The organism is Mycobacterium senriense (assembly GCF_019668465.1).
GTDB classification, from domain to species: domain Bacteria; phylum Actinomycetota; class Actinomycetes; order Mycobacteriales; family Mycobacteriaceae; genus Mycobacterium; species Mycobacterium senriense.
Genome location: NZ_AP024828.1, coordinates 1,740,382 through 1,766,171 on the forward strand (window position 1 = coordinate 1,740,382; position 25,790 = coordinate 1,766,171).

At 66.6% G+C, this 25,790-nt stretch carries 24 protein-coding genes; 9 read left to right on the forward strand and 15 right to left on the reverse strand.

Going from position 1 to position 25,790, the window contains the following annotated elements; all coding sequences use genetic code 11:
• Positions 1–37 precede the first annotated feature (37 nt).
• Both MTY59_RS08285 and MTY59_RS08290 read right to left on the reverse strand, forming a co-directional pair.
• Positions 38–835, reverse strand: coding sequence for an SDR family oxidoreductase (locus MTY59_RS08285; protein WP_221045231.1), 798 nt, complete (start codon positions 833–835; stop codon positions 38–40).
• Positions 836–847: 12 nt separating this feature from the next.
• Positions 848–1,678, reverse strand: a complete 831-nt coding sequence (locus MTY59_RS08290) for a mycofactocin-coupled SDR family oxidoreductase (protein ID WP_221045232.1) — start codon at positions 1,676–1,678, stop codon at positions 848–850.
• Positions 1,679–1,841: 163 nt separating this feature from the next.
• On the opposite strand from MTY59_RS08290, the gene MTY59_RS08295 reads away from it, so the two are divergent.
• The gene (locus MTY59_RS08295) at positions 1,842–2,669 is read left to right on the forward strand and encodes an enoyl-CoA hydratase/isomerase family protein (protein ID WP_221045233.1); all 828 of its coding nucleotides are present in this window, start codon (positions 1,842–1,844) and stop codon (positions 2,667–2,669) included.
• 46 nt (positions 2,670–2,715) lie between these two features.
• Here MTY59_RS08295 and MTY59_RS08300 read toward each other — a convergent pair whose 3' ends face one another.
• The 4 genes from MTY59_RS08300 to MTY59_RS08315 are packed head-to-tail and all read right to left on the reverse strand — an operon-like array spanning position 2,716 to position 6,580.
• A complete protein-coding gene (locus tag MTY59_RS08300; protein WP_046181857.1) occupies positions 2,716–3,495 on the reverse strand; it encodes an SDR family oxidoreductase in 780 nt (259 codons plus the stop codon).
• Positions 3,496–3,504: 9 nt separating this feature from the next.
• Positions 3,505–4,602, reverse strand: coding sequence for an acyl-CoA dehydrogenase family protein (locus MTY59_RS08305; protein ID WP_221045234.1), 1,098 nt, complete (start codon positions 4,600–4,602; stop codon positions 3,505–3,507).
• A complete protein-coding gene (locus MTY59_RS08310) occupies positions 4,599–5,750 on the reverse strand; it encodes an acyl-CoA dehydrogenase family protein (RefSeq protein ID WP_221045235.1) in 1,152 nt (383 codons plus the stop codon). The genes MTY59_RS08305 and MTY59_RS08310 overlap by 4 nt, the downstream gene beginning before the upstream one ends.
• A 5-nt stretch (positions 5,751–5,755) precedes the next feature.
• Positions 5,756–6,580 carry an SDR family oxidoreductase gene (locus MTY59_RS08315; protein ID WP_415822208.1) on the reverse strand — a complete coding sequence of 275 codons (825 nt, stop codon included), beginning with the start codon at positions 6,578–6,580 and terminating at the stop codon, positions 5,756–5,758.
• 148 nt (positions 6,581–6,728) lie between these two features.
• Between MTY59_RS08315 and MTY59_RS08320 the strand changes: the two genes are divergently transcribed.
• From MTY59_RS08320 to MTY59_RS08330, 3 genes are read left to right on the forward strand one after another with little or no spacing between them, the layout of a single operon-like run.
• Positions 6,729–7,949: a Zn-ribbon domain-containing OB-fold protein gene (locus MTY59_RS08320; RefSeq protein WP_221045237.1), complete on the forward strand. Its 1,221-nt coding sequence runs from the start codon at positions 6,729–6,731 to the stop codon at positions 7,947–7,949.
• Positions 7,946–9,106 carry a thiolase C-terminal domain-containing protein gene (locus MTY59_RS08325; RefSeq protein ID WP_221045238.1) on the forward strand — a complete coding sequence of 387 codons (1,161 nt, stop codon included), beginning with the start codon at positions 7,946–7,948 and terminating at the stop codon, positions 9,104–9,106. Before MTY59_RS08320 ends, MTY59_RS08325 begins: the two co-directional genes overlap by 4 nt.
• A 12-nt stretch (positions 9,107–9,118) precedes the next feature.
• Positions 9,119–9,928: an enoyl-CoA hydratase/isomerase family protein gene (locus MTY59_RS08330; RefSeq protein ID WP_221045239.1), complete on the forward strand. Its 810-nt coding sequence runs from the start codon at positions 9,119–9,121 to the stop codon at positions 9,926–9,928.
• A 52-nt stretch (positions 9,929–9,980) separates the two neighbouring features.
• Here the strand turns inward: MTY59_RS08330 and MTY59_RS08335 are convergent, their stop codons facing one another.
• On the reverse strand, positions 9,981–10,637 hold the full coding sequence (locus MTY59_RS08335) for a TetR family transcriptional regulator (protein ID WP_221045240.1): 657 nt from the start codon (positions 10,635–10,637) through the stop codon (positions 9,981–9,983).
• A 110-nt stretch (positions 10,638–10,747) separates the two neighbouring features.
• Here MTY59_RS08335 and MTY59_RS08340 point away from each other — a divergent pair, with 110 nt between their 5' ends.
• On the forward strand, positions 10,748–12,868 hold the full coding sequence (locus MTY59_RS08340; RefSeq protein WP_221045241.1) for a tannase/feruloyl esterase family alpha/beta hydrolase: 2,121 nt from the start codon (positions 10,748–10,750) through the stop codon (positions 12,866–12,868).
• Between the two features lie 12 nt (positions 12,869–12,880).
• On the opposite strand, the gene MTY59_RS08345 is transcribed toward MTY59_RS08340, so the two are convergent.
• From MTY59_RS08345 to MTY59_RS08365, 5 genes are all read right to left on the reverse strand, one after another.
• Positions 12,881–13,705 carry a PaaI family thioesterase gene (locus MTY59_RS08345; RefSeq protein WP_221045242.1) on the reverse strand — a complete coding sequence of 275 codons (825 nt, stop codon included), beginning with the start codon at positions 13,703–13,705 and terminating at the stop codon, positions 12,881–12,883.
• A complete protein-coding gene (locus tag MTY59_RS08350) occupies positions 13,702–14,442 on the reverse strand; it encodes a FadR/GntR family transcriptional regulator (protein ID WP_221045243.1) in 741 nt (246 codons plus the stop codon). The genes MTY59_RS08345 and MTY59_RS08350 overlap by 4 nt, the downstream gene beginning before the upstream one ends.
• Before the next feature lie 109 nt (positions 14,443–14,551).
• Positions 14,552–15,694 (reverse strand): acyl-CoA dehydrogenase family protein, encoded by a 1,143-nt coding sequence (locus MTY59_RS08355; RefSeq protein WP_221045244.1) that lies wholly within the window; start codon positions 15,692–15,694, stop codon positions 14,552–14,554.
• Between the two features lie 10 nt (positions 15,695–15,704).
• On the reverse strand, positions 15,705–16,712 hold the full coding sequence (locus MTY59_RS08360; RefSeq protein ID WP_221045245.1) for an acyl-CoA dehydrogenase family protein: 1,008 nt from the start codon (positions 16,710–16,712) through the stop codon (positions 15,705–15,707).
• A complete protein-coding gene (locus tag MTY59_RS08365) occupies positions 16,709–17,914 on the reverse strand; it encodes an acyl-CoA dehydrogenase family protein (RefSeq protein WP_221045246.1) in 1,206 nt (401 codons plus the stop codon). The genes MTY59_RS08360 and MTY59_RS08365 overlap by 4 nt, the downstream gene beginning before the upstream one ends.
• 115 nt (positions 17,915–18,029) lie before the next feature.
• On the opposite strand from MTY59_RS08365, the gene MTY59_RS08370 reads away from it, so the two are divergent.
• From MTY59_RS08370 to MTY59_RS08385, 4 genes are read left to right on the forward strand one after another with little or no spacing between them, the layout of a single operon-like run.
• Positions 18,030–19,523: an aldehyde dehydrogenase family protein gene (locus MTY59_RS08370; RefSeq protein WP_221045247.1), complete on the forward strand. Its 1,494-nt coding sequence runs from the start codon at positions 18,030–18,032 to the stop codon at positions 19,521–19,523.
• Positions 19,520–20,731, forward strand: coding sequence for a CaiB/BaiF CoA transferase family protein (locus MTY59_RS08375; protein WP_221045248.1), 1,212 nt, complete (start codon positions 19,520–19,522; stop codon positions 20,729–20,731). The genes MTY59_RS08370 and MTY59_RS08375 overlap by 4 nt, the downstream gene beginning before the upstream one ends.
• On the forward strand, positions 20,731–21,675 hold the full coding sequence (locus tag MTY59_RS08380; protein ID WP_221045249.1) for a VOC family protein: 945 nt from the start codon (positions 20,731–20,733) through the stop codon (positions 21,673–21,675). Before MTY59_RS08375 ends, MTY59_RS08380 begins: the two co-directional genes overlap by 1 nt.
• Before the next feature lie 23 nt (positions 21,676–21,698).
• On the forward strand, positions 21,699–22,475 hold the full coding sequence (locus tag MTY59_RS08385; protein WP_036474128.1) for an SDR family NAD(P)-dependent oxidoreductase: 777 nt from the start codon (positions 21,699–21,701) through the stop codon (positions 22,473–22,475).
• Here MTY59_RS08385 and MTY59_RS08390 read toward each other — a convergent pair whose 3' ends face one another.
• The 3 genes from MTY59_RS08390 to MTY59_RS27820 are packed head-to-tail and all read right to left on the reverse strand — an operon-like array spanning position 22,476 to position 25,729.
• Positions 22,476–23,387 (reverse strand): SDR family NAD(P)-dependent oxidoreductase, encoded by a 912-nt coding sequence (locus tag MTY59_RS08390; protein ID WP_221045250.1) that lies wholly within the window; start codon positions 23,385–23,387, stop codon positions 22,476–22,478. It abuts the gene before it with no gap.
• A 15-nt stretch (positions 23,388–23,402) separates the two neighbouring features.
• Complete coding sequence (locus tag MTY59_RS08395) at positions 23,403–24,596, reverse strand: acetyl-CoA hydrolase/transferase C-terminal domain-containing protein (protein WP_046183648.1); 1,194 nt, start codon at positions 24,594–24,596, stop codon at positions 23,403–23,405.
• Positions 24,593–25,729 carry an acyl-CoA dehydrogenase family protein gene (locus MTY59_RS27820; RefSeq protein WP_413785355.1) on the reverse strand — a complete coding sequence of 379 codons (1,137 nt, stop codon included), beginning with the start codon at positions 25,727–25,729 and terminating at the stop codon, positions 24,593–24,595. Before MTY59_RS27820 ends, MTY59_RS08395 begins: the two co-directional genes overlap by 4 nt.
• Between the last annotated feature and the right edge of the window lie 61 nt (positions 25,730–25,790).

Genomic DNA, 25,790 nt, shown 5'->3' on the forward strand with positions numbered 1-25,790 from the left:
CAGGTGCACCAAGGGTTTCCACGTATGCTCCTAAAGGTTAGAACGCCGACCGATGTAAGCCACCGTCGACTTCGATCCAACTACCGGTGAGGTAGCCGGCAGGTTCTGAGCAAAGATAGGCGATGAGCGAGGCAATCTCGCTCGGTTTGCCCATTCGCGCTGCCGGCACACGAGCTTCGCGCAGCATGAACTCACGTCGCTCCTGATCGGTGCTCGCGCCGAGGTGCTGCTCCAGGTAGGCCAGCGCGTTCTCAGTCTCAATCCAGCCGGGCGCGACGGTGTTGATCGTGATGCCGAACTGGGCGTACTCGTCGGAGACCGTCTTGAGCAGGCCGATCGTCGACGGCCGACTGGTGTTGGCCACCGCGTGGTGGATGTTGCCCGCCGGCTCCTTGGCGGTGGCGGAGCCGATGTGCACGAATCGGCCCCAGCCCGCGTCCCGCATTGCCGGCAGAACCGCTCGCAAGAGCAGGATCTGGCTCATCGTGTGCACTTCGAAGGACTCACGGTAGACGTTCACATCGGTGATATCGGCGAAATCGCCGGGCCGCTGGTACTTGGCCTGCCCGACAACGATCAGCGGCGCCCCGTGCTGGGCCGCAATCTCGCGGACGGCGTCGGTGAGCTGCCCGCCGTCGGCCACGTCGGCAGTGACACCGATGGCAGTGCCCCCTTCAGTGCGGATCGCGTCGACCGCGGCGTCGACATCGGTCTTAGTCCGCGCCAGTATCGCAACCCGCGCACCTTCCGCGGCAAGCAGTTTGGCGACCTCGAAGCCGATTCCCTTGCTCCCGCCGACGACCAGCGCCGATCGACCGTCGATTCCGTAATGCATCCGGTGCGCCGACTAGCCTCGCCGCACGTCCATGCCGGCGTCTACCTTGAGCATGCTTCCGGTGAACGAACGGCCCGCGTCGCTGATCAAAAAGAGGATCGTGTTGCTGACGTCGCGTGGCTCGATCAGCGCCAAGTCGGGCAGCGCGGTCTGGACCGCATTGACCATACGAGGGTTGTCCTCGATCACCTTGAACAGCGCCGGGTTGTCAGTGATCATCGGGGTCGCGCAATTCGTCGGCGCCACCGCATTGACGCGAATACGGTCGGGGGCAAGCATGGCCGCATACGCGCGGACCAGGCCGACGACGGCGACTTTGGACATCAAGTAGGCATCGCTGCCGCCACGGCCGTCGGTGAGATCCAGTAGGGCGATCATCGAACTCGTCGCGATCAGATTGCCACCCTTGCCACGTTCCTTCATGTGGGGGATCGCCACCTGGAAGGCGTTCCACACCCCGATGAGCATGATGTCGAGCCCTAACCTCAGCGCCTCCGACGCGTCGCGCTCATCGGCGTTGGTGAGCACGACCCCGGCATTGGCGAGCACCGTGTCCACGTGGCCGAACTCGGTGACACCCGCGTCGAACGCCTCCTGCAGGGCAGCCTTGTCGCGGACGTCCGCCTTGCGGGTCAGCATCTTCCTGCCGGTCTTCTCCACCAGGCGGGCCGTCTCCTCGAGATCATCTTCAGTGCCAAGTGCATAGGGCACGATGTCGAGGTTCTCGCAGATGTCGACGCCGACGATGTCGGCACCTTGCTCGGCACACATCACCGCGTGCGAACGGCCTTGCCCGCGAGCGGCTCCGGTGATGAAGACAACTCTGCCGTCCAGTGAACCCATATCTTTAAGCCTCCAGTAGCTCTCGCTATCGGCCGCGCTCTGCGGGATGGCGAGGACGCGACGCAGTGACGTGCGCTACGTTACGCCGCGGAATTGGAATCATACAACTATTTGGCTAATTTGGTGGACGACGGAACACTCCGAGCTTTGGAAGGGATATCACATGTCCGACAGACCCAATGGCGGTCCGCGCCCACCCGACGGTGACTGGTTGGGGAGCCCCTACCTGAGGTTCGAACGTGAAGGTGCGTTTGCGATCTGCACCTTGGACCGCCCCGAGGCGCGGAATGCGATGACGCCCGCGATGTACTTCGGGATCCGTTACGCGGTGAGTCGCGTCAATGCCGACCCCGACCTCGCGGGCCTGCTCATCACCGGCACCGGTGACGTCTTCGCGCCGGGCGGTGACCTGAGTCAGTCCGCCGAGGACAATTGGATGGACTTCGCCGCAACCATGGGAATGGACGCGACGCCGTTCGACGTCTTGCGGCAGTCCCCGAAACCGGTTGTGGCGGCGGTCAACGGGCTGGCCCAGGGTGGCGGCCTGCAGATCGCCATGTGCAGCGATCTTGCGGTGGTCAGCGATCAGGCCACGTTCCGGGTGCCCGAGTTGTTCCGGGGGATTGCCGACACCTACTACAGCCAGGTGTTGGCGCGCCTGATCGGCCCGGTCCGCACCAAGGACCTGATGTTCACCGGCCGGACGCTCACTGCGCAGGAGGCCCTCGACTGGGGCATGGTGGCCAGGGTGGTTCCGCACGACGACCTGCTCGACGTCACCAAAGAACTTCTCGCCCAATGCTGTCGAACCGCCCCGGCCGCACGGGGTGTGGTGAAAGCCAGCCTGGACAACTACCTGGGGTTGTTCGACCGGATCGGGATGCAGACCAGCATGTTTGGCCCCGAGGCGCGCGAGGGCTTCCGCGCGTTCAAGCAGAAGACCTCGCCGGACTGGGTGCACCCGAAACTTCGGGTGGAGGGCCGGTTGTAGCGCGTCGCTACCGCTGGCGCGAGGCCGGCCCGTCCGCCCGCGCCGGTTACTTCGGAGTGAAGCGCTGCGCGCCGTCTAGGCGCATCACCTCGCCGTTGACGTAGCCGTTGGACAGCAGAAACGTTGCTGCGTCGGCATACTCGGCAGGAGTGCCTAGTCGCTTGGGGAACGGAATGTTGGCAGCGAACTTGGCGATCGCCTCTTCGCCGACCGACTCCATGATCGGCGTCTTCATCGTTCCAGGTGCAATGGTGTTGACTCGGATACCCGCCGAACTCAGATCACGGGCGGCAGCGATGGTCAGCCCGATGACACCGGCTTTTGCGGCGGCATAGGCAGTCTGCCCGATCTGCCCTTCGTAGCCCGCAATCGAGGCGGTGAGCACCAGCGCGCCCCGCTCGCCGCCATCGCGGGGTTCTGCGGTGGCCACGGCTGCAGCCACGAGTCGGGCCATGTTGTAGGTGCCATTGAGATAGAGATCGATCGTCTTGGTGAAGCCGCCGAAGTCCGCGGGGCTGCCGTCGCGCTGCACGATCCGTTGCGCCACACCGAAACCGCCGTGCGCGACGACCGCGTAGCGCAGCTGGCCGAGCTGGTTGGCCTGCTCGATCGCGCCGAGAACGCTGTCCTCACTCGTTACGTCGGTGCTCACGAACAGCGCCCCACTGCCCAGCTCGTCGGCCAGCGCCTTGCCCTTGTCGGCGGCGAGATCGGCGATCACCACGCCGAGTCCGTCGGCATGGAGCCGACGGACCGTCGCCTCGCCCAGGCCGCCCGCACCGCCGCTGACAATCGCCGACGCGCCTTCGAATTTCGCTACAGTCACCAATTCTCCTTAAATACCGTTGTTTTCCAGTTGAGCCGGATCGCCCGTCACCAAACTCCACGGATCGTCCGTGGCCAAGACCAGCCGACCGAGTCGCCGCGCGTAGTTCGCGGTCGTGCCGTAATCTCCGGTCCAGCTCTGAGCGCGCATGGTGAACAGCCACAGCGGGTGCTCGCTGGTGACACCAATCGCGCCGTGCAGCTGATGGGCGACGCTGGTGACTGGGTCGACGGCGCGGCCGACCGCGACCTTCGCGACGGTGACGGTGTAGTCGGTGTGGGGGGAAGCGAAGCCGTGCTCAGCAGCGGCGGCGACAGCCAACTCCGCAGCAGCACGGGCTCTTTCGATTTCCCCGGCCATCCCGGCCAGTGACTGCTGCACGGACTGGAAGGCGCTGAGCGGACGGCCGAACTGGACGCGCTGGCGGGTGTGCTGCACCGACAGCGCTGCGGCCGCGTCCAGCACCCCGATGGTCTGCACACAGCGTGACCATGCGCCGCGCCGAGCCAGCTCGGCGCCGAGCGCCGGGTCCACGTCATGCAACTGGTCGGCCGGCACGTCGAACACGAGCGAATCGCGGGGTTCGCCCGCTAGGTTGTGACCTTCCCGCAGTTGGCCGGGGATTACGTCGATGACACCGATCCGCAGGCCGGCGGGTGTGGTGACGGCCAGCAGGGCGGCGGCGCACGCTCGCGCCCACGGCACCGCGTCCGCGGTGCCGGTGATCCGGTCGCCGTCGACTGCGCCATCGGCGACCGCAACGGTCAGCGGGCCGCTGGGTAGCTCGATTCCGACCTGCTGGCCGAGCCAGCCGGCGAGCGCGTCGGTTTCTGCCAACGGCACCGCACCGGCGTGGCGGGCCACGCCGTAGAGCGCAATGGCCAGCTCGTGCGGGCCGGCTCCCATGTCCGGCGTGCTGGTCAGCCTGGCCAGCCCGGTTTCCTCGAGGTTGCGCCAGAGCTCGGTGTCGATCTGGTCGGGGATGCCGCGATGGCCCAGACCGGCGTCGTAGGAGCGCCGCCCAAGGTCGTCGACCAGCTGACGCAGCTGCGTGTCGTCGTCCTTAGGCCCTGTCACGGCGAAAACCCCGCCAGCGAGGGCGCTCATCGCAGCCCCATTCCGCGGGCGATCACGCCGCGCAACACCTCGTTGGTACCGCCGCGCAGGGTGAACATGGGCTTGTGCAGCCACGCGGTGCTCAGCATCGTCTCCAGCTCGGAATTCGGTGGTACCGCCTCGAGCAGATCGGCGATCAATCCCACGGATTCGGCTTCGAAGCGGGTGCCGAGGTCCTTCACCAGCGCGGCCTGATTCGCCGCATCGCCGCCGTCGGTGAGCGTGCGGGCCACCGACAACGAGAGCTGCCGCAGCGAGATCAACCGCGCCATCAGGTCGCCGATGTCGGCTGCGGTGCGGTCATCGGGCACCGGCCCACGACCGAGTGCGCGAATGGCGGCGAACAGTAGAGGGCCGGTGGACAGGATCCGCTCGGGCCCGCTGCGTTCGAACGACAGCTCGGAGGTGACCTGGTGCCAGCCGTTGCCGACCTCGCCGAGCACATCGGCATCGGATACGAAGACCTGATCGAACAGCACCTCGTTGAAGTGATGTGCGCCCGACATCAAGATGATGGGTTCGATGCGGACGCCCTCGGCATCGCACGGCACCAGGAACTGGCTGAAACCGGCGTGGCGATGTTCGGGATCCGGCGGGCTGGTGCGGGCCAGCACGACGACCTGGTGCGCATGGTGGGCGCCGCTGGTCCACACCTTGCTGCCGGAGAGTAACCAGCCGCCGTCGGCGCGGACGGCTTTGGTTTGCACGGCGGCAAGGTCGGACCCGGCGCCGTGCTCGCTCATGCCGATCGACGAATAGAGCTTGCCGGCAACGATTTTGGGCAACAACCGTTCGCGCTGCTCCTCATTGCCGTAGGTCAACAGACCCGGTGCGACCTGGCGATCGGCGGTCCAGTGCGCCGCCACGGGCGCACCCGCCGCGATCAGCTCCTCGGTCACCACATAGCGGTGCAAATGCCCGAGACCGTGGCCGCCATATTGCTTCGGGATGGTCAGGCCGACGAATCCGGCGGCGCCCAGCCGCGCTGAGAACTCCTCGTCCCACCCGGCCAGCCACGAGTCGACGCCGGGCTGCCATCCGAATTCGGCGCGGTCGGACTGTAAGAAGTCCCGCACGGCGGAGCGCAGCTTGACCAACTCGGGCACACGGGCGCTCAACGCGTCGAACGAATTCACCACAGCTCCTAAACCGTAGGCACCGGGGCCGACGGGAGGTAGAAGTTGGGCTTCAGGTCCTCTTCGCTCGGGGCCAGTAGGTAGGCCGACAGGTCGTCGCGGCCTTCTTCCCGCATGATCTCTTCGTCGGTGTAGAAGTGGCCGCTGCACGTCGCGGCGGGGCGGGTGACCAGCGCGTGGAGCGCCTCAGCCATGATCTGTGGGCTACGGGCCTGCGCGCGTACCGCTACCTCTCCCAACGCGACCATCATCCCCGTGCTGGCGATCGTGGTGGCCGGCCACAGCGAGTTCACGGCGATCGGCGCCGAGGCGAACTCCTCGGCCCAACCCAAGGTAAGCAGGCTCTCGGCGTACTTGCCCACGGTGTGCCCGACGTGGGCGCCGACCCAGCCGGGGTCCATGTTCAGTGGGGGAGAGACGTTGACCACATGTGCGTTGGCAGACCGGCGCAGATGCGGAAGCGCAGCCTGCACAACCGCGAACGGCCCCTCCACATTGACCTCAAGCAGACGCCGCAGGTTCTTCGGCGGGAGTTGCGCGGTCGGCCGCAGATCCAGGGCCCCGGCGTTGTTGACGACGACGTCGATGCCACCGAACGCGTCGGCGACCGCCGCGACGGCTGAAGCGACCGCGCCCGCGTCGCGCACGTCGCAGGTCAGCGGTAGGGCACGGCCGCCCGCGCGGTGCACGGCGTCCGCGGTCTCGGCAAGGGTGCCCGCGATCTTGGGATTCGGTGTCTCAGTTTTGGCCAGCAAAGCCACGGCGGCACCGTCTTCGGCGATACGCTCGGCAATGGCGGCGCCGATGCCGCGGCTGGCACCGGTTACCAGCACGACGCGATCCTTCAGACTGCGAGGATGGGGATTGCCCACGGTTCGTTGACCCTTCCGTCCGTCGCTAGGCTGTGAGGTTGAATGCTATAACTATATAGCTAGTTTGTTGCGCGCTGTAACGCGCGCTCATCCACAAAAGCGGGGATCTATGACTCGGGTCTTTTCGATCGGCACCTACCTACCGCCATGGACGGTGCGTGACCGGCGGGTCAAGGGACCCGACGAGGACACGCTGACCATGGCCGTCGCCGCCGGTCGCGCCGCCGATCCCGAGGCCACGGCGCAACGCGTGGCGTTGGTGTCACGTGACTTTCCGCTGCTCGAGGGCGGCAACGGCGCGGTGCTATTGGCCGCGTTGTCCCTGCCGGCCGACACCCCCGTCGCCGAGGTCCTCGGCGGTGCGCCCGCCGTGTTGGACCAAATCTGCAGCGCCGGCGAAGGCACCTTGGTGATCGCCGCCGACGACAACGATCTTGCGGCGGGGGCCGGGGCGGTGCTCACCGGAGACGGCGGCGTCACGCTGACCCCGGCGGCGCGCCAGACGCGGAGCCTGCCTCTGACGGCCCGAGGGGAGGACGGCGCGCGCCATGCCTACGTCGACCCCCGGCTGCAACGCGAGGTGGGGGTGCGCTCCACCCTGACCCGACTGGGCCTGACCGGAAGCCCGGCGCTGGCCGCCGTGGCAGGTGTGCCGCTGGCGCAAATCGCGAGCGACTTCGACACGTCGCGGGCCGTCGCCGACCCCAGTGTCTCCGCGGCGGCGATCATCCGGCTGCTCGCGGACGCGATCGAGGCGGGTACGCAGGGCTTGTTGCTCGCGGTCGAGCAGTCCAGCATCAGCGCGGCCGACCTCGCGTTCGGGGGCGCGACGCCCCGGATCTCCCGCGACGAATTTTCGGCGCGGGAACTACCCAAGATGCGCGTCGCCGACGGCGTCGGCATACCGATCTCGATGCCCGCGTATGCGCGGGCCTTCGAGCCTAAAATCCGATGGGAAGCAGCGGTTTTCGACGAGAGCCCAGGAATCGATGCCGCGCCGCAGTTCCCCCCGCGGCTGAGGGTGAACAACGCCGGGCGACTGGCCACGGAATACCGGCTCGAGCCGCTGCCGCGCACCGGCACCGTCTACACCCACACCACGGTGCGGATCCCGGTGCCCGACCTGCCCAGCCCCTACTCACTGGCCGTCGTTCAGCTCGACGGCAGCCCGGTGCGGGTGCTGCTGAAGGTCACCGGTATACCCGCCGGCGAGGCGAGGATCGGAGAGCCTGGCTCGGTGGTGCTGCGCAGGATCGCTATTCGGGCCGGCATCCCCGACTATGGTTACGCATTCTGGCCGGGCCGCACGCTGGAAGGAACCGTTGCATGAGAAACGTTGCCATCGTCGGCGCGGGGATGACGCCCTTCGCCGAACACTTCGAGCTCGGCGTCAAGGACCTGATTCCGATGGCGTATGCCGAAGCGGTCGCCAAGGTCGACAAGGGCATCGATAAGGCTGAGATCGAAGCCGCGTGGTTCGGCGAGCTGTCGACCACCGACGGGTTCCCGTCGGGCATTCTGGCCGACACCCTCGATCTGACCGAGATCCCGGTAACCCGCGTCGAAAACGCCTGTGCGACGGGCAATGACGCGATCCGGAACGGAACGCTGGCGATCGCCTCCGGCCTCTACGACGTGGTGCTTGTGGTCGGGGCCGACAAGGTCCGCGAGACCTCCTCGAACACCACGTTCTGGGACTGGGCGGCGATGACGCGCGACAACGCGTGGGACTACCCGCTGGGGCTGGTTGCGCCCGCCAATTTCGCGCTGCACGTGATGCGATATCTGCACGAGTCGCCGGCGACCAAGGAGCACATGGCGATGGTGGCGGTGAAGAACCACTTCCACGCAGTGAAGAATCCCAAAGCTCAACTGCGCTACGAGATCACCGTGGAGCAGGCGCTGGCCGCACCGATCGTGGTCGAACCCTTCGGACTCTACGACTGCACCCCGCAAAGCGACGGCGCGGCCGCGGTGATCTTGGCCGCCGAGGAAGTCGTCGACCGCTACACCGATCGTCCGGTCTGGGTTCGCGGCGTCGGGCTGGGCATGGACCGGGTGATGCACCAGCACAAGGCGGACATGACGACGTTCCCGCCGACGGTGCGCGCCGCCAAGGCGGCGATGGCGATGGCCGGGGTGACGCCGCGCGACATCGACGTCGCCGAGGTGCATGACTGCTTCACCGGCGTCGAGCTGATCAGCTACGAAGATCTGGGGTTCGCACACCGTTTCGAGGCCTACAAATTGGTGGAAGGCCGCGAACACTATGTGGGCGGGTCGATTCCGATCAACCCAAGCGGCGGGTTGAAGGCGAAAGGGCACCCGCCGGGAGCTACCGGCGTGGCGCAGTGCTACGAACTGTTCAACCAGCTTCGCGGTGAAGCCGAGAATCAAGTCGACGGTGCGCGAATTGCGTTGGCCCACAACATCGGCGGGCCGACCGCGGTCTCCGCCGTCACTGTCCTTTCCAACGAGAAGAACTGACGGGACCATCATATGACCACATCCGAGATCGCCACGCTGCCCGGCTACGAAGAGTTTGCGCCGTGGCTGCTGGTGGAGAAGCGCGGCAACGTCCACGTCGTGAGCATCAACCGGCCCGAGGCGTTCAACGCCGTCAACGAACAGGTCCACCACGCGTTCGCCACGATCTGGCGGGTGCTGACTGCCGACGACGACGTACGGGCGGTGGTGACGACCGGTATCGGTAAGGCGTTCTCGGCCGGCGGCGACATGGTGATGTTCGGACGCCTGATTGATGACGCGGTGGCACGCCAGTTCCAGATCACCGAGGCCCGCACGGTGTTCCTGGAGGTGATCAACTTCCCCAAGCCGCTGGTGTCGGCGGTCAACGGCCCGGCTGTCGGGCTCGGCTGCTCGATCGCGTTGCTGAGTGACTTCCTCGTGATGGGGCAGAGCAGCTATCTAGCCGATCCGCACGTCGCGGTCGGGTTGGTGGCCGGGGACGGTGGCGCGGCGATGCTGCCGCTGCTGATCGGCCTGATGAAGGCCAAAGAGTATGTGCTGCTGGGGGATCGGATCACCCCGGCGATCGCAGACAAGCTGAACCTTGTCACCAAGGTGGCCACCGATGACACCGTGCTCGACGAGGCGCTCGTGATCGGGGAGCGACTCGCCGGTCTGCCGCCTCAAGCACTGCGCGCCAGCAAGGTTGCGATGAACATGCACCTGTCGCGGGCCGCACTCGGTGTGCTGGAGTACGCGCTGGCCGAGGAGTACACGTCATTCTCCACCCCAGAGTTCAAGGAGCGGGTGGCCGCGTTCCGGGCACGATCGAAGAAGTAGCGGACTTGTAAAGCACTGCAGCGCACCGGCGTTCGAGCGCGATTCGATTTGGCTACCCGGGCCGACTCCGCGAACGTGGAGTCTTGGCGGCGCGTCGACCGCCGATCGCGTCAAGGCGAGCCAGGATGTCGAAGGCCTCACCGAAGGATTGCGCGAGGTCGGCGGCGCGACTGGAGGACCACTGGTCCAATGCCGCGATGAGCGCGTTGCGCACGGCTCCCGCGACGACGATCGGACGCAGGTCGGTCGCCGGGTCGACACCGAGCCGCGCGGCGTTGGTCCGCACAAATCGCTCAGTGAGTTCGGCGTCGCCGTTGATCGTGTCGATGAGATCGGGGCTGTCACGGACGAGCGCCTTGAGCTGTTCGATCAGGGCGAGATCAACCTCGTCGCCACCGAGGACACCGATGGCGGCCGCGCGCCAGGAGCTGAGCAGGTCCTCGCTTGCGGGGCGCTGGTCCACCGCATCGCACAGGACAACCAGGCTACGGCGTGGGACAGCCAGGAGCACATCGCGTTTCGCGGCGAAGTACCGGAAGAACGTTCTTGCGGAGATATTGCATGCCCGGGCGATATCGTCCGTTGTGACGTTGTCGTAGCCCTGTTCCGCGAACAACCGCAGCGCAACCTGCTCGATCTCGCCCGCGACAAGGCGACGGCGACGATCCCAGACCCCTTCCTCGACGAGCGCGGCGGGTTTAGTCAGCACGGAACGACTCTAGACAGCATCTGTCAGAGGGTGCAAAAGTTGGCAGATACCCGCAACTTTGTGTCAAGTGGGCAACGAGGCGGTGGCGACACAAACGTAAGGAGACATCGATGACCGAGACCGGTCAGCGTTCGCAGGTCGGAAGCGGCACCATCGACGTGGCCGGGTACGTGCCGACGGACGGGTTCTTCGGTACGCCGTACGTGGACGTCGGCGAAGAGCGATCGGAACCGATCGCGCACCGCTACGTCCACGGTGGCTTCGCGGACACCGCCACTCGCTGGGCATTCTGGTTCCCGACCGACGGGCAGTACCGCGGACGGATCCTCCAGCCGCTCGAGGGCGCTCACGGCGGCCACGAGAACGCCTTCGGCAACGACCTCATGGCCGACTTCCTTGGGGGCCTACGGATGTGCGCGCGCCTCGGCGGCTGCATGGTGGAGTCCAATCAAGGCCACATCGGTGACGACCTCGACCCCCGAGGCGGCGACGACCCGACGCTCTACGGATACCGCGCCAGCGCGGAGACGGCACGACTGGCCAAATTCGTCGCCGCGCAGGTCTACGGCGAGCCACCTCACCACACCTATGTCTGGGGAGGTTCGGGCGGTGGACGGCGGTCACCGCTGTGCCTCGAGAACGCCCCCGACGTGTGGGACGGCGCGCTGCCGTTCGCCGGCGGCGGCCCGATCGTGGAGCATGGCAACACGGAGAAGATCGAAGGCGCCCAGGTGATGTCGTTCGCCACGATGTTCAACTGCCAGCGCCTGCTCGGCGACAAGACGGAGGAGATCGCCGCCGCCATGGCTCCCGGCGGGCACGGAGACCCCTTCGCCGGGTTGACCACCCACCAGCGCGAGGAACTGGCCAGCCTGTACCGGCAGGGCTTCCCGCGCGGCGACGAGTACATGATCGGCAAACCCCTCGGCCAGATGTGGCTCTGGACCTCGATGGCCACATCGCTGCTCGAGCAGGACCCCAGCTACTTCGACGATTTCTGGACCAAGCCCGGCTACGTCGGCTTCGACCAGCCGGACCTCCTCGAGCGCGACATCCTGAACACTCGAGCCACCGTGGCCAAGGTGCTCACGGGCACCGACGTCCTGGGGGATCCGCGCTTCCTCGAGCCCCGCCACCAGAACTTCCGGCTCTTGATCATGGTGTTCTCCAGCCTCGGAGCCGACCCCTCGCTACCCATGGTGGTCGAGCTCGAGGGCCTCGGGCAGACGGGCTACCGGCTCGGCACGAGCGTCACCATGCTGACGGGGGCGGCGGCCGGGCGGCGGCTCTACTGCGGAGCCCACGCCGACGACGTCCTTTACTGCGACGGTGCGGGTGAGGCCAACCTGCTCCGGTTCAAAGATGTGCAACCCGGCGACGAGGTGCTGGTCGACAACCGTGACTTTCTGGCCTTCCACTACTACGCGCGGCACCACCTGATGAGCGACCCACAGTTCGACTCCTTGCGGGTCGACGGTCATCCCGTGTTTCCGCAGCACCCCGTGCCGCGGCAGTCGGCCCTCATGGGCGTCGGTTACTCCGGGCTCTACCGCGGCAAGCTCATCTGGGTCCACCACACCAAGGACTCCTCGCTGTGGCCCTCGCAGGGACTCATTTACCGCGAGGCCGTGCTGCGGGCGCAGGGGCAGGCCGGCGCTAAGGAGCGTTTCCGGCTCCGGTGGATCGAGAACGCCGAGCACACCCCCCCGATGATGGTGCCCTCGCTGCCCAACCGGGCCAGCAACACCTGGCTGATCGACTACCTGCCGTACATCGAGCAGTCGCTGGCTGATTTGATCGCGTGGGTGGAGGACGGCATCGAGCCCGTCGATACCGCCTACGACTACGTCGAGAACAAGGTGATCCTGTCCCCGGACGCTGCGCAGCGCCGAGGCATCCAAGCGGTCATCGCGGTCACCGTCAACGGCACTGACCGAGCCGAGGCGGCGGTGGGCGAAGCGGTGGAGGTGGAGCTGCGGGCGACGGTGCCTCCGGGTGCCGGCACGATCATCTCCGCCGACTGGGACTTCGACGGCACCGGCTCCTTCCCGTTCAGCCACGAGGGCATCGACGGATCGGCAGCCTCCGTAGCCCTGTTCACCAAGCACGCGTTCGATCGGCCCGGCGAGTACTTCGTGACTGGCCGGGTCCACTCGCACCGGGATGGCGACCCAGCCGCAAGCTCGTGCCGGATCGCCAACGTCGCGCAGGTCCGCGTGATCGTCGTGTGAGCGCGACCGACCTCAGCGGTAGGCGGTCGCTCGCGCGGTGATCGCCACCTTGCCGTCGTCGCCGATGGCTTGCGCATCGGCCACGCCGGTGTTGCGGCCCACCCGCAGCGGCGTGCCCTCGTAGCGGGATTTGCCGCCGGCGAAGAAGGGGCGCAGGAAGTTCACTCGCAGCGAGCCGGTCCGCAGCAGACCGTCGGCAGGGTCCCGGTTTAGCGCCGCCGATGCCGCGAGCTCCAGGCCGGCGGCGGCGACGCCCCCGTGCACGATGTCGATGTCGTTGTTCAGGTTGCGGTCCACACGCTGCGCCAGCACCGTCGCCGGACCATCCTGCGCAACGTGCACCGCCATCAGGTCGGCGAAAGTGGTCTCGCCCGACCGGCGCAGCGTCTCCGGCCGTTGCTGGGGGACCACGTCGCCGGCGTGGATGAAGAACGATCGCACTATGCCGGTGCCGATGACAGTACCGCGATAGGTCAGTGTGCAGATTCCCAGCGACGTGGCACCCAGTGGACCCGGCGAGTGCGCGCTGGCCAGCACCGTGCCGTCGAGGTCACGGACGTCTGGGCTGAGGTCCATCGACAGCTCGCTTGACACCGTCCACTGGCCTGGCCGTCTGCGGTAATGGTTGACGATCCCGGCAGCGGCGTCGACGAGGATCGCCAAGGGGCCCACAGTGGGAGCGCCGGTGTACGGATTGCGGAATCGGTGCATCGGCATCGAAAGCACGGCGGTGGCCTTGGCCGGCTGTGATTCGACGTATTCGATACCGAACCGGACCTGTATCGAGTCGGGTGTCTCGAGATCGTGCTGGTTTACCTCTTCGTCGATACCGGTCATTCGAGAAGGTCTACGACAGTGGACAATTCGGCCCCGGTCAGGACGAACTCCTCTGCCTTCTGCAGATGGCGCTTCCAGAGCTCGCCGGCCTTCTCGGCGTCGCCGTCCTTGATCATGTCCAGCACCATCCGGTGGGTTTTCGCCGAGCGGCGGACCGCCTGCTCGGCGCGCGTGCCCTTGGTGGGTTGCAGCGACCGGTTGGCCTTCTCGATGATGTGATGCAGCATGTCGCTGACGATTTGCAGGGTGCTGTTGCCGGACAACCGCGCGATTGCGGCGTGGAAGTCGGTGAGCTGATCGACGGCTTCGCTGCCGGGATTCAGCTGCGATTCGCGTTCGACGATCTGCTCAAGTTCGGCGATCACCTTGGGATTGCGGTCCTTGGCCAACTGCTCGACCATCGGAACCTCGAGCGTCACTCGTGCGTCGTAGACGTCCTTCACCGTGACGCCTTCGTATTCGAGGATCAAGCCGGCGTAGCGGGCGAGTGTTTCGCGCCGGGGGCGGGTGACGCGAGCCCCGCCGCGTACCCCACGCTGAACCTGAATCAGCGACTCCGATTCGAGCACGCGGAACGCTTCCCGCAGCGTTGGCCGGGACACGCCGAAACGCTCCATCAGCTCCGATTCCGGTGGCAGCATGGTGCCTTCGATGATCTCGCCGCGGATGAACATCCGCCGCAGCACCGTGGCCACCCGATCGGCCATCTTCGGTTCTCGAAGACTGGTGACCTCCATTGCAACCTCCGCCGCTATGCGAATATGCGAATCAACTAACCATTTAGCAGGTTAGCCGAACTAGCCGGTTGAGCCGGGAATTGGCGACCGTCAGTTAGCAACGTCACCCTTAATACCCCATCGCCCGTCCCATGAGGTCCTTCATGATCTCAGTGGTGCCCGCATAGAGCCGCTGCACCCGCGAGTCCCGCCAGAGCCTGGCCACTTCGTACTCGTTGATATAGCCGTAGCCGCCGTGCAGCTGCAGGCATCGGTCGATGATCTCCCACTGGACTTCGGAGGTCCACCATTTCAAGCCCGCGGCATCTTGATCCGACAGTGTGCCGTCGTTGACCGAGAGCACGCATTGGTCGAGGTAGGTCTGAGCGGCGTCGAGCTTGGTCTGCATTTCGGCCAGGAAGTGCCTATTGACCTGAAACTTGCCGATGGGCTGCCCGAACGCGGTGCGCTCCAACGCGTAGGCCTTGGTCAGGTTGAGCGCGCGGCGGGCGGCCGGCAGCGCGTAGCAGGCCACGCCGACCCGCTCGCTGGGCAGGTTGGAGACCAGATGGTAAAACCCGCGGTTGAGCTCGCCGACCAGGTTCTGCTTGGGCACCTTGACATCCTCGAAGAACAATTCCGCGGTGTCGGCGGAGTATTGGCCGATTTTGTCGAGCTTGCGGCCACGGGTGAAACCCTCCATCCCGTCCTCGATCATCAGCAGGCTGATGCCCTTGTGCCGGGCCGACGGATCGGTCTTCACGGCCGTCAGCACCAGCTTGGACAGCAGGCCGTTGCTGATAAAGGTCTTCTGGCCGTTGACCACCCAGTGGTCGCCCTCGTCGCGCGCGGTGGTCTTGATGCCGGCCAGGTCGGACCCGGCCGCGGGTTCGGACATCGCGATGGACCCGATGTACTCGCCGGAGACGAACTTGGGCAGCCAGCGTTCCTTCTGCTCCTCGGTGGTCAGATCGTTGAGGTACGGCACCAGGATGTCGTTCTGCACGCCCAGGCCGATGCCGACCGAGCCGGTCAGGAACATTTCCTCGGAGATGATCTGGTTGAACCGGAAGTCCTTGACTCCGAGCCCGCCGTACTTCTCGTCGAACTCCCAACCGATCAATCCGTGTTCGCCCGCGGCCAGCCAGGCCTCGCGGCTCACCTTGCCGTCGCGTTCCCACTTCTCGACGTTCGGCACGCATTCGCGTTCGAAGAAGCTCCTTGCGGTGGCGCGGAACTCGTCGTGAATCTCGTCGAAAATGTTGCGGCGCATACGCTTCCTTCTACTCGGCCCACGTGACGACGGCCGGCAGGGCGCGGCCGGGTGCCCAGTCCTCGCCGGAGTCCTCGAAGAGTCGCTCGGCGAGCAGCCCTTCGAGCTGATCGTGCGACCCGCAGAGCGCGTTGATCTGGAATCCGCGAGTGACATAGCGGTGCAGGTCGTGCTCGGCGGTCAGTCCGATTGCCCCGCACACCTGCAGTGCCACGTCGCTGACGGCGCGGTGTGCCCGGCCCGCGGCGGCCTTAGCGGCCAGCGCCAACAGCTCGCCGCCGTCTCGCCACGACTCGCCCAGCAGCGCGCGCGCGCCCTCGAGCACCGCCGAGGCATCGGCCAGTGCATGCCGCGGCGATTGAAATGACCCGATCGGTGCGCCGAACTGGACGCGCACGCTGACGTGCTCGACCGCGATGCGCAGCGCCTGCTCGGCCAGTTCGACCAGTTCGGTGGCCAGACCCCGATGGGCCGCGGCGACGGCGTGCTTCCATTCGGTGGAGGCCTCGACCAGCGGGACGTCAAGTGATCCACTCACCCGAGTCCAGTGCGTCGACATATCAAAGGTGTCCAGCCGGTGGCCGTTGAGCCGCCCGGCGTCGACCACGGCCGCCGACACCGCGCCCGTCGACCCGGACACCGGCACCACGATTCGACCCTCTAACGGTCCCAGGACGATGCCCGAGACCCGGTCAGCATCGGAAGCCACCACACCACCGGTGGACAGGTCGGGCAGCAGCACGTGATCCGCGGGACCGTCGAGCACTGTGGCCAGTTCGGCCAACATGATGCGGTCCAAGCAGTCCGTCAGCGCCAGTGATCTGCCTTGCGCGCGGAACAACAGCTCACCCGCCTGGACGGGGTACTCGGCCTCTATCTCCGACCAGCCCAACTCGGCCAGCCGCCCACCGATTGCCAGGTGCTCACCGGCGGTCTTGCCCGCCAGCTCCTCGAAGAGGCGAAACACCGCCTCTTCGACCATCTGCCATGACTCGTCGGGCACCGGCGCCTTCCTCATCGTTTCTCCTTGGGCAGCCCGAGCAGGTGGTCGGCGATGATGCCGCGCTGCACTTCGGCGGTGCCACCCATCACCGTCGCCGCCCGTGAGTACCACCACTCGGCCCGCGCGGTGTCCAGTTCCGCGCCGCCACGGCCCGTGCCGGCGATCAGCTGCTCTCGCTCGATTTCCAGGATGAGGTCGTTGACCTCCTTCTCGGCGCGGCCGAACAGCAGCTTGTCGATGCTGCTATCGGCACCGACCGCCTCGCCCGCGGCCAATCGGCGCACGGTGGTGGCAGTGCGTGCCTGGGCGGCCGCCACGTCGACATACACCCTGGAGAAGCGCTGGCGTTGCGCGTCGGTAGCGCCGGCGGTCACCATGTGCTCACGCAATCGACCCAATTCGGTGAGCACCTTGTTCAGCACCGCGTAGCCGTACATGCCGCGTTCGTACTGCATCAGATGCATCGCCACGGCCCAGCCGCCGCCGACGTCGCCGACGACCCGCTCACGGTCGACCCGGACGTCGTCGAAGAACACCTCGGCGAGTTCGCGGCGCCCGCTGGCCAGCGCGATCGGGCGAATGGTGACGCCCGGTGCGTCGGCGTCGACCATGATCATCGTCAGCCCGCGGTGCCGGCTCTCGGGGGTTCCGGTCCGGACCAACGCCAACAGGCGCGTGGCGGTGGGCCCTTGGCTGGTCCAGATCTTCTGACCGCTGACGACGAACCCCCCGGCCCCGTCGTCGACCGCGCGGGTGCGCAGGCTGGCCAGGTCGCTGCCCGACTCGGGTTCGGAGAAACTCTGGCCCCACCACTCGGCGCCGCTGAGGTAACCCGGCAGATACGCCGCGGCAAGACCGGGGGCGAACTTCAACAGGGCGGGCCCGAGTGTCTCCAGCGTCCAGTGTTGGGCCGGAATGGGCAGCATCGCACGGCCCAGTTCCTCGTAGTACACCGCACGGTGAATCTCGTTGCCGCCCAACCCACCTGCGGCCTCCGGCCAGCCGTACCGGTTCCAGCCGTCAGCGTGCAGCCGGGCCATCACCGCGGCGTCATGGGTCAGGCCATCCTCGGCGCTGGTGAACGCCGCCGTGCGCCACTCGTCGGCAGCGTCCAGGTCGCGCAGGTAGCGACGAAAGTCCTCGCGGTAGGCCGCGATGCTGGACACGTATTCAGGTTGGCGACCGTCGTGCAGGGCGCTATCGACAGGGGCGGACAACTGGCTGCCCTTTCGTTGGTTCTCGCGTCTCGCCAGCCGGAGCTGAATCCGCTAAACAGTTATCTATAACAAGGTACACTAGCCCACGCCGACAATTCTGCGAGAGGGAGCGCCAATGACGGCTTCACCGGTCGCCGCAACAACTGTCCAGTTCAATCCCGAGGCCAGGCTTTTTATCGACGGCCGGCTGCGGGATTCGTCGACCGGTAAGACCGTCGACAACATCAATCCGGCTAACGAGGAAGTCCTCGGGCTCGCCACCGACGCCAGCGCCGAAGACATGGAGGAGGCCATCGCCGCTGCCCGGCGTGCCTTCGACTCCACCGACTGGTCCACCAACCACGAGTTCCGTCAACGCTGCCTGATGCAGTTGCACGACGCGCTGCAGGAGGAAGCCGAAGACATTCGCGCCGAGCTGATCGCCGAGGTCGGTGCGACGGTGGGGATGACCCACATCGCACAGATGGGATGGCCGCTGGCCGACGCCATCCGGTGGCCGGCCCAGCTGATCTCGACCTTCCAGTGGGAGCGGATGCTCGATCAGGACGCGAAGATGGGTGTGCCGTACAACCGCGTCGTGGTCAAGGAGCCGATGGGCGTCGTCGGCGCCATCACGCCGTGGAACTTTCCGTTCGAGATCATCAGCAACAAGGTGGGCCAGATCCTGGCCACCGGGAACACGATGGTACTCAAGCCGGCCATCGAGACGCCCTGGAGTGCCCTGCGGTGGGGTCGGATCATCGCCGAGAAGACCGACATCCCGGCCGGCGTGGTCAACATCGTCCCGGCGTCGGACAACGACATCGCCCAGGTGCTGGCCACCGACCCGCGGATCGACATGGTCTCCTTCACCGGATCGACGGCGGTCGGCAAACTCATCCAGCGGCTCTCGGCCGACACCATGAAACGCAACATGCTCGAGCTCGGCGGCAAATCGGCGTACCTCGTGCTCGACGACGCCGACATGGCCACGGCGCTGCCCGGCTGTATCGGCGCCCTGATGCACTCCGGGCAGGGGTGCGCGCTGGCCACCCGGATGCTGGTGCCGCGCTCGCATTACGACCAGGCCGTCGAGATCGCCTCCGCGACATTCGGCTCCCTGGCCGTCGGCGACCCTGCGGACCCGAACACCTTCTGCGGGCCGCTGGTCTCGGCCAAGCAACAGGCCCGGGTGCTGAACTACATCGAGATAGCCAAGCGTGACGGAGGCCGCGTCACCACGGGCGGCGGAGTCCCCGACGGCCTGGACCGCGGATACTTCGTGGCACCGACCGTCGTTGCCGACGTCGCACCGGACCACACGATCTTCCAGGAGGAAGTGTTCGGGCCGGTGCTGTCCATCACGCCGTACGACGGGGGTGACGACGGCGCCGTGGAGTTGGCCAACAACTCCACCTACGGCCTGGCCGGCGGCATCATGGGCTCCGACGAGCGCGCCATGGCCGTCGCCCGCCGCATCCGCACGGGCTCACTGATGATCAACAGCGGCATGTACTACGGCGCCGACGCCCCCTTCGGCGGCTACAAGATGAGCGGTATAGGCAGGCAGAACGGCATCGAGGGCTTCGAGCAGCATCTACAGACCAAGACGATCGGATACCCCCTGTGAGCGACATCCTCAGCGGAATACGCGTCGTTGAGCTGGCGGCGTGGACATTCGTTCCGGCCGCCGGCGCCGTGCTCGCCGATTGGGGTGCCGACGTCATCAAAATCGAGCACCCCGAGACCGGTGACCCGCAGCGTGGCCTGATCAGCTCCGGGATCGTCACCGGCGCAGGGGGAGTGAATCACTTCATCGAGCAACCGAACCGCGGCAAGCGCAGCATTGGGCTGGACACCTCGACCCCGGACGGGCTCGAGCTGCTGATGAAGCTGCTCGAAACCGCCGACGTCTTTGTCACGAATCTGCTGCCGGATTCGCGCCAGCGGATGGGCATCGACGTCGAGCAGGTGCGGGCGCGCAACCCCAAGATCATCTATGCCCGCGGCCACGGCTACGGCACCCGTGGCGACCTCGCCTCGCAGGGCGGCTTCGACCTGGCCGCCTACTGGGCGCGCGGCGGCATCGGCGATGCCTATTCGGCCGGCGACGGCACCTACCCGCCGATTCAGCGACCGGCATTCGGCGACTCCTATGGCGGGCTGGCGATCGCGGGCGGAATCGCCGCGGCCCTGTTGAAGCGCGAGCGCACCGGCGAACCGTCGGTGGTCGACGTGTCGCTGCTCAACGCCGCGATCTGGCAGTTGGGTCCGGACATCGTCGGATCAGGCGTCACCGGTCAGGACATCCCGAAGTTCAACCTCGACGAGATGCCCAACCCGGTGGCCAGCATCTACAAGACCCGCGACAACCGGTTCATCGCCTTCGTGCTGCTGCAGGCCGACCGATTCTGGGCGGACTTCTGCACCCGGTTGGGCCGCACCGATCTGATCGAGGACGAACGGTTCGCTAACGCGGTCGTGCGGTTCGGCAACCGTCAGGAGTGCATCGGCGAGTTGCGCAGCGTGTTCGAGTCCGAAGATCTCTCCCACTGGGAGAAGGCATTTGCTGGTTTCGACGGGGTGTGGGACGTCATGCACACCGCTCACGAGGTGCACAGCGACCCGCAGGTGATCGCCAACGGGTATTTGCCCAAAGTCACCGATGCGAACGACAACGAGTTCGCGCTGGCGGCCAGCCCCGTGCAGTTCGACGAGGCTCCGCTGGACCTGACGTGTGCGCCGGGCCACGGTGAGCACACCGATGCGCTACTCGCTGAGCTTGGCTTCAGTGAGGAAGAAATCATCGAATTCAAAATCAATTCGGTTGTGCTGTAGTGGCTTCGGAGGAACTTGCGCGGCGCTTCCTGCACGTCAATCTCAACTGCGCATCGCTGGACGCCACCGAGGCGCTCTATGTCGGGCAGCTCGGACTCTCGGCGCGAATGCGTACCGATCCCAAAGTTCCGACCGACGGCAGCATCCTCGGCATCGACGGCGACGAAACATTCTGTGAGACATCGTTTCTTTACGATTCGCGAGGCGGCCGCGCCGGCTGCGCTTTGGAGGCCATCGAGTTTCACAACCCGGCGCTGAAAGCCGACCCGAACAGTGACCCGACTCGTCCCGGCATCCGGTCGACGCTGCTGACAGTGGCCGATCTCGATGCAACCGTCATAGCGTTGCGCGAGGCCGGCATCACCGTGGGCGGGCCGGTCGACGGCCTGATCTCCGGCTCTAAATCGGTTCTCGCGGTCGACCCCGACGGAGCGGTCATCGAGCTCACCGAAGTCCCGAGCGATAAGCCGGGGGCGGTGTTCGCCGGAATCCGCATCGCCGCCATCGACGCGGTGGCCACCGGAGAGTTCCTTGCCGCGATCGGTTTCACTCAGGTGCAGGCGCCGACTCAAGTCGAGGTGGCCGGCGACCAACTCACGCCTGGCGGGTCACCCGATGCCGTCAAATGCGCGGTGTCGCGCTACGCGCTTCCTGAGGACGCCCATCAGTTCAGCCTCACCATTGTGGAACATCCCGGCACCCGTGACGTGGACCCGGTGCCGTGGGGCGGGAACCATCAAGGGCTGTACCGCTGCGCGCTGCGGGTGGAAAACACCGAGGCGGCAATGGCGTTGATCCCGAATTCCGTTGAGGCCATGGGTGATCCGGTGTGGTGCCCGTTGCCGGGCACCAAGATCGAGGGGCTGTACATCTCCTTCCTGCGCTCACCCGACGGAGTGGTATTCGAATTCGTCGAGCGGCCGCTGAGCTTCTTTACACGATGAGTGGATGACCGATGGATCTGCAGATGACGGGGAAGGGCTACGTCGTCGTCGGCGGCACAGCCGGCATGGGGCTGGCCGCAGCGCGCGCGCTGGCCCGCGAGGGCGCGGCCGTCGTGCTGGTCGGGCGCGACGCCGACCGCGGCAAGAACGCCGCCCAAGAAGTCGCCGCCGCGGGTGCGGAGTCGGCACACGGACTATCGTTCGATGTCAGTCAGCCCGGAGCGGCGGCAGCCGCCGTCGACGAAGCGGCCCGGATACTCGGCAGGCTCGACGGCATCGCCATCACGATGGGGACCGCCGGGATGATGCCCATCGACGCCGACGACGACGCCTGGGACACCGCGTTTCACGACGTTCTACTGGCGACCACTCGCAGTGTGCAGGCCGCGCTGCCGCACCTCGCCGTCAACGGGGGCGCTATCGTGACCACGGCCGCGTACTCGGCACGCTCGCCTCACGAGCCGCGGCTGCCGTATGCGAGCCTCAAGGCGGCCGTTGCGACGTTCACCCGCGGCATCGCACGTACGCACGGGAAATCGGGTATCCGGGCGAACAGCGTCGCCCCGGGTGCAGTGGAAACCGATGCGCTGCATGCCATTCGCGGATACGTTGCCGAAAGCAAAGGCTATCCCTACGACGAGGCCCTCGAGCGGGCGCTGGTGGAGGACTTCGGGTTCGACGCCGCGCTCGGGCGCCCCGGCCAGCCGGACGAGATCGGCGCGCTGATCGCCTTCTTGCTCTCGGATATCTGCGCTTTCGTCACGGGGCAGACTATCTACGCCGATGGCGGGGCGCCATAATCAGGCCGTCGGGAGCGGGCCGGCCAGTCCGCGGGGTGAGGTCCCGTAGAGCCAGCTGACGGCCTGCCCGATCTCCGAAAAGACCAGACCTGCACCATCTTTGGCGTGGTAAGCGCCGGGCGCTTCGGTGAAGCCCTCGATGCGGGTGAGCTTGTCGCCGTTGATGCGCAGGATCTGCCCGGTGAGCCAGGACGACTGTGCCGATTGCAGCCAGGCCACCACAGCGGAGCTGCGGGCGGGAGCCAGCGCGGGATCGTCAGCCCGGGCGCCGAAGACATCGGCGGTCATTCGCGACATCGCCAGTGGCGAGATCGCATTGACTGCAACACCGTAACGCTGGGCCTCCATCGCGGTGACGAGCGTCAGGTTGGCGATCGCGGCCTTGGCCGCGCCGTAAGCGCTCTGCCCGACGTTGCCCCACAAGCCCGCGCCGGACACCGTATTGACGATGTGCGCGTCAATCGGGTTGCCTGCCTTGAATTGAGTGCGCCAGTACTCGCAGGCATGTCGGGTGACGGCGAAGGTACCTTTGAGATGTACGGCGATGACGGCGTCCCAATCGGCCTCGCTGGAGGCGGCCACCATGGAATCCCGCAGGATGCCCGCGTTGTTCACCACTCCGGTCAGGCAACCGAAAGTGTCGATGGCGGTGGAGATCATGTCGGCGACGTCGTCCCACGCCGACACCGAACCCGTGTGCACGACGGCCTTGCCGCCGGACGCCTCGATCTCGGCGACGACCTCCGCCGCGGGACCTTCCTCGTCACTGCTAGTACCGTCCCGGCCGACGCCTGGATCGTTGACAACGACGGCCGCGCCCTGCTTGGCCAACTCGAGGCAGTGGGCTCGGCCGATTCCCCGGCCGCCGCCCGTCACCAAAACGACCTTGCCGGTCAGCGGACCTTCAGGCATTGCTCGTTATCCCCTTCACTTCGAGAACAATCCGGTGATGAGTTGCCGGCGTTGCGACCAGTCTGCTGCGCGCAGGTCGACGTATCCGGACTCGGTGACGATCACGTCCACGTCGTGGGCGGGCGTGGAGGCGGGACGGCTGAGCTGCTCGACGAGCGGTGAGCGCCCGTTGTTCCTCGTAGGAACGGCAATGATCGACAGTCCGCCGCTGCTCATTCGGGCGGCGGCGCAATAGTCGGGATGCCCGCCGATGCCACCGATCACCTTGTCGCCCAAGCCCTCGACGTTGATCTGTCCGTACGGGTCGATTTCGATGGCGGTGTTCACCGCGACCAGCGGTGACCCGCGGGACAACCGGGTGAGGTCGTGGGTGTAGTCGAGCCCGCGCAGGATCCTGCGCCCGTCGGCCCAGTCGTAGAGCGCGTCGCTGCCCAGGAGATAGGTCGCTGACGGTGTACCCACCAGCAGGCCGCGGTTGTCAAGGTCGACGACGGCGTCGGTGAGTAACCCGGTGTCGATGTGCAACGGCACCTGTGTCCGGCGCAGCAGCGCGGTGCCGAGCTGGCCTGGGCCGTACTGGATCCGGGCATCTTCGGGGAGCAACTGCAGTACCGCGTCGGCGAGCGCGTCGTGTATCGGCTCGGGGTCGCGGTGCGGTACTCGCAGCGGTCCGGCCGCGACCGTGCCGAGCACCTCGACACTCGACGGATCGAGTGCAGGCCCGGCATCCGCTGCCGGAGACGCGGAGTCGACCATCGCCAAAGTCGTTGTGCCACGGTCAACCAGCGCCCGCTGCCAGGACACTTCGGTGCCGAACTGCAGCGAACCATCGCGACGTACCAGCCGGGTCAGCAGCACATCGGGTTGCAGGACGTCGGTCAGCAGCGCGGGTATCGCGGCCAGCCGCGTCGGTGTGAATCGCACCTTCGAGCTGCGCAATACGTCGCGCACGCCCCAACCGGGCATCAACGCAACGACTTCGGCGAACGCGTCTGCGTCGAGGCCGTCGATCGGGGCGGGCAGCCAGCCCAGTATCAAGCGCACCGAGCCCACCTCGCCGGCGGCGGCGCTCAGCGCCGCTCCGACCGACCCGCCGTCATCGAGGCAGCGCAGTGCGCCCACCCCGTCGCCGAGGGCCACTGTCGCTCTGGGGCGCAGCGCGGCGCGCAGCGCGGCGGTCAACTCAGTTGTGGTTAAAGCTGTTGTCATCGAGGCTCTTTGGGAAGCCCGAGCACCCGCTCACCGAGGATGTTGCGCTGAATCTCGCTGGTGCCGCCCAGGATCGTCTGCGCCCGCCCGACCAGCATGTGATGCACCAGCCCGTCGTCCGCGGGGTCGGTGCACGCGTCGGTGCCCAGCACTTCGGTGGCCATGTCCCCGAGTTCCTGGTCGGTTTCCGAGGTCATCAACTTCAGCACCGAGAAGGCCGGCGACGTGAGGTCGCCGGAGTCGATGGCGCGCTGCCAGGTGTAGCGCAGCAGCCACATTCGGGCCCACAGCCGGGTCATCGACCTGGACACCACCGGGTCGAGCAAGTCGCGGTCGCGGGCGGCGTCGACCATGCGTTCGTGTAGGCGGAACATCGAGACCGCTTGCGAACCCAATGTCAGGCGCTCACGTCCCAGCGTCACCATCGCCACGGTCCACCCCTGACCGACGTCGCCGATCAGGGCGTCGTCGTCGAGTTCGGCGCCGTCGAAGAAGACTTCGTTGAACTTGCTCTCGCCGTCCATCTGGGTCAGCGGGCGGACCGTGACCCCCGAGGTATCCATGGGCACAACGAACATCGACAAGTCGCGGTGCTTTTCTGGACCCGTGCGGGCGAGCAGCAGCCCGAATCGGGCCGAGGCGGCCGCCGAACTCCACACCTTCTGGCCATCGATCCGCCAACCGGTCGTGGTGCGTTCGGCCCGGGTGCGAACGCCGGCGAGGTCTGAGCCGGCGCCCGGTTCGGAGAACAACTGACACCAGACGTCGTCGCCCAACCGGATCGGCTCCAGGTAGCGGTCCTTCTGTTCTTGGCTGCCGAACTTGATCAGCACCGGACCGACCAGGTCCGCGCCGGTGATGTTGAGCTGGCGGGGCACCTCGGCACGTGCGCATTCCTCGGCGAACACAGCCTGGTACGCCACGGTCGCTGCAGCACCGCCGAACTCGCGCGGCCAGTGCAGGCACGCGTAGCCGTGGTCGGCCAGGTAGCGGTGCCAGATCCGGCCGGGCCCAACATCATCCGCGGTGGGCGTGGGCCCGTAGTTCCGCAGACCGGCGGGCCTCGGTGCGCTGTGCAGAAATGAGCGGATCTCCGCGCGTAAGGCGTCGACGTCGTTGGGTTCTTTCGTCACTTCTGGCGAAGCCGGCAGCTGAGTCGACGGCTCCAGCGTCGATAGCCGGTCCCAGTGCTGG

What these genes read in the sequence shown, in the direction of transcription:
- MTY59_RS08390 (WP_221045250.1), bottom strand. Translation starts at nt 23,387, where the DNA reads ATGCCTGAAGGTCCGCTGACCGGCAAGGTCGTTTTGGTGACGGGCGGC.
- MTY59_RS08395 (WP_046183648.1), bottom strand. Translation starts at nt 24,596, where the DNA reads ATGACAACAGCTTTAACCACAACTGAGTTGACCGCCGCGCTGCGCGCC.
- MTY59_RS08355 (WP_221045244.1), bottom strand. Translation starts at nt 15,694, where the DNA reads ATGCGCCGCAACATTTTCGACGAGATTCACGACGAGTTCCGCGCCACC.
- MTY59_RS08350 (WP_221045243.1), bottom strand. Translation starts at nt 14,442, where the DNA reads ATGGAGGTCACCAGTCTTCGAGAACCGAAGATGGCCGATCGGGTGGCC.
- MTY59_RS08290 (WP_221045232.1), bottom strand. Translation starts at nt 1,678, where the DNA reads ATGGGTTCACTGGACGGCAGAGTTGTCTTCATCACCGGAGCCGCTCGC.
- MTY59_RS08385 (WP_036474128.1), top strand. Translation starts at nt 21,699, where the DNA reads ATGACGGGGAAGGGCTACGTCGTCGTCGGCGGCACAGCCGGCATGGGG.
- MTY59_RS08295 (WP_221045233.1), top strand. Translation starts at nt 1,842, where the DNA reads ATGTCCGACAGACCCAATGGCGGTCCGCGCCCACCCGACGGTGACTGG.
- MTY59_RS08285 (WP_221045231.1), bottom strand. Translation starts at nt 835, where the DNA reads ATGCATTACGGAATCGACGGTCGATCGGCGCTGGTCGTCGGCGGGAGC.
- MTY59_RS08340 (WP_221045241.1), top strand. Translation starts at nt 10,748, where the DNA reads ATGACCGAGACCGGTCAGCGTTCGCAGGTCGGAAGCGGCACCATCGAC.
- MTY59_RS08305 (WP_221045234.1), bottom strand. Translation starts at nt 4,602, where the DNA reads ATGAGCGCCCTCGCTGGCGGGGTTTTCGCCGTGACAGGGCCTAAGGAC.
- MTY59_RS08345 (WP_221045242.1), bottom strand. Translation starts at nt 13,705, where the DNA reads ATGACCGGTATCGACGAAGAGGTAAACCAGCACGATCTCGAGACACCC.
- MTY59_RS08330 (WP_221045239.1), top strand. Translation starts at nt 9,119, where the DNA reads ATGACCACATCCGAGATCGCCACGCTGCCCGGCTACGAAGAGTTTGCG.
- MTY59_RS08360 (WP_221045245.1), bottom strand. Translation starts at nt 16,712, where the DNA reads ATGAGGAAGGCGCCGGTGCCCGACGAGTCATGGCAGATGGTCGAAGAG.
- MTY59_RS08320 (WP_221045237.1), top strand. Translation starts at nt 6,729, where the DNA reads ATGACTCGGGTCTTTTCGATCGGCACCTACCTACCGCCATGGACGGTG.
- MTY59_RS08370 (WP_221045247.1), top strand. Translation starts at nt 18,030, where the DNA reads ATGACGGCTTCACCGGTCGCCGCAACAACTGTCCAGTTCAATCCCGAG.
- MTY59_RS08325 (WP_221045238.1), top strand. Translation starts at nt 7,946, where the DNA reads ATGAGAAACGTTGCCATCGTCGGCGCGGGGATGACGCCCTTCGCCGAA.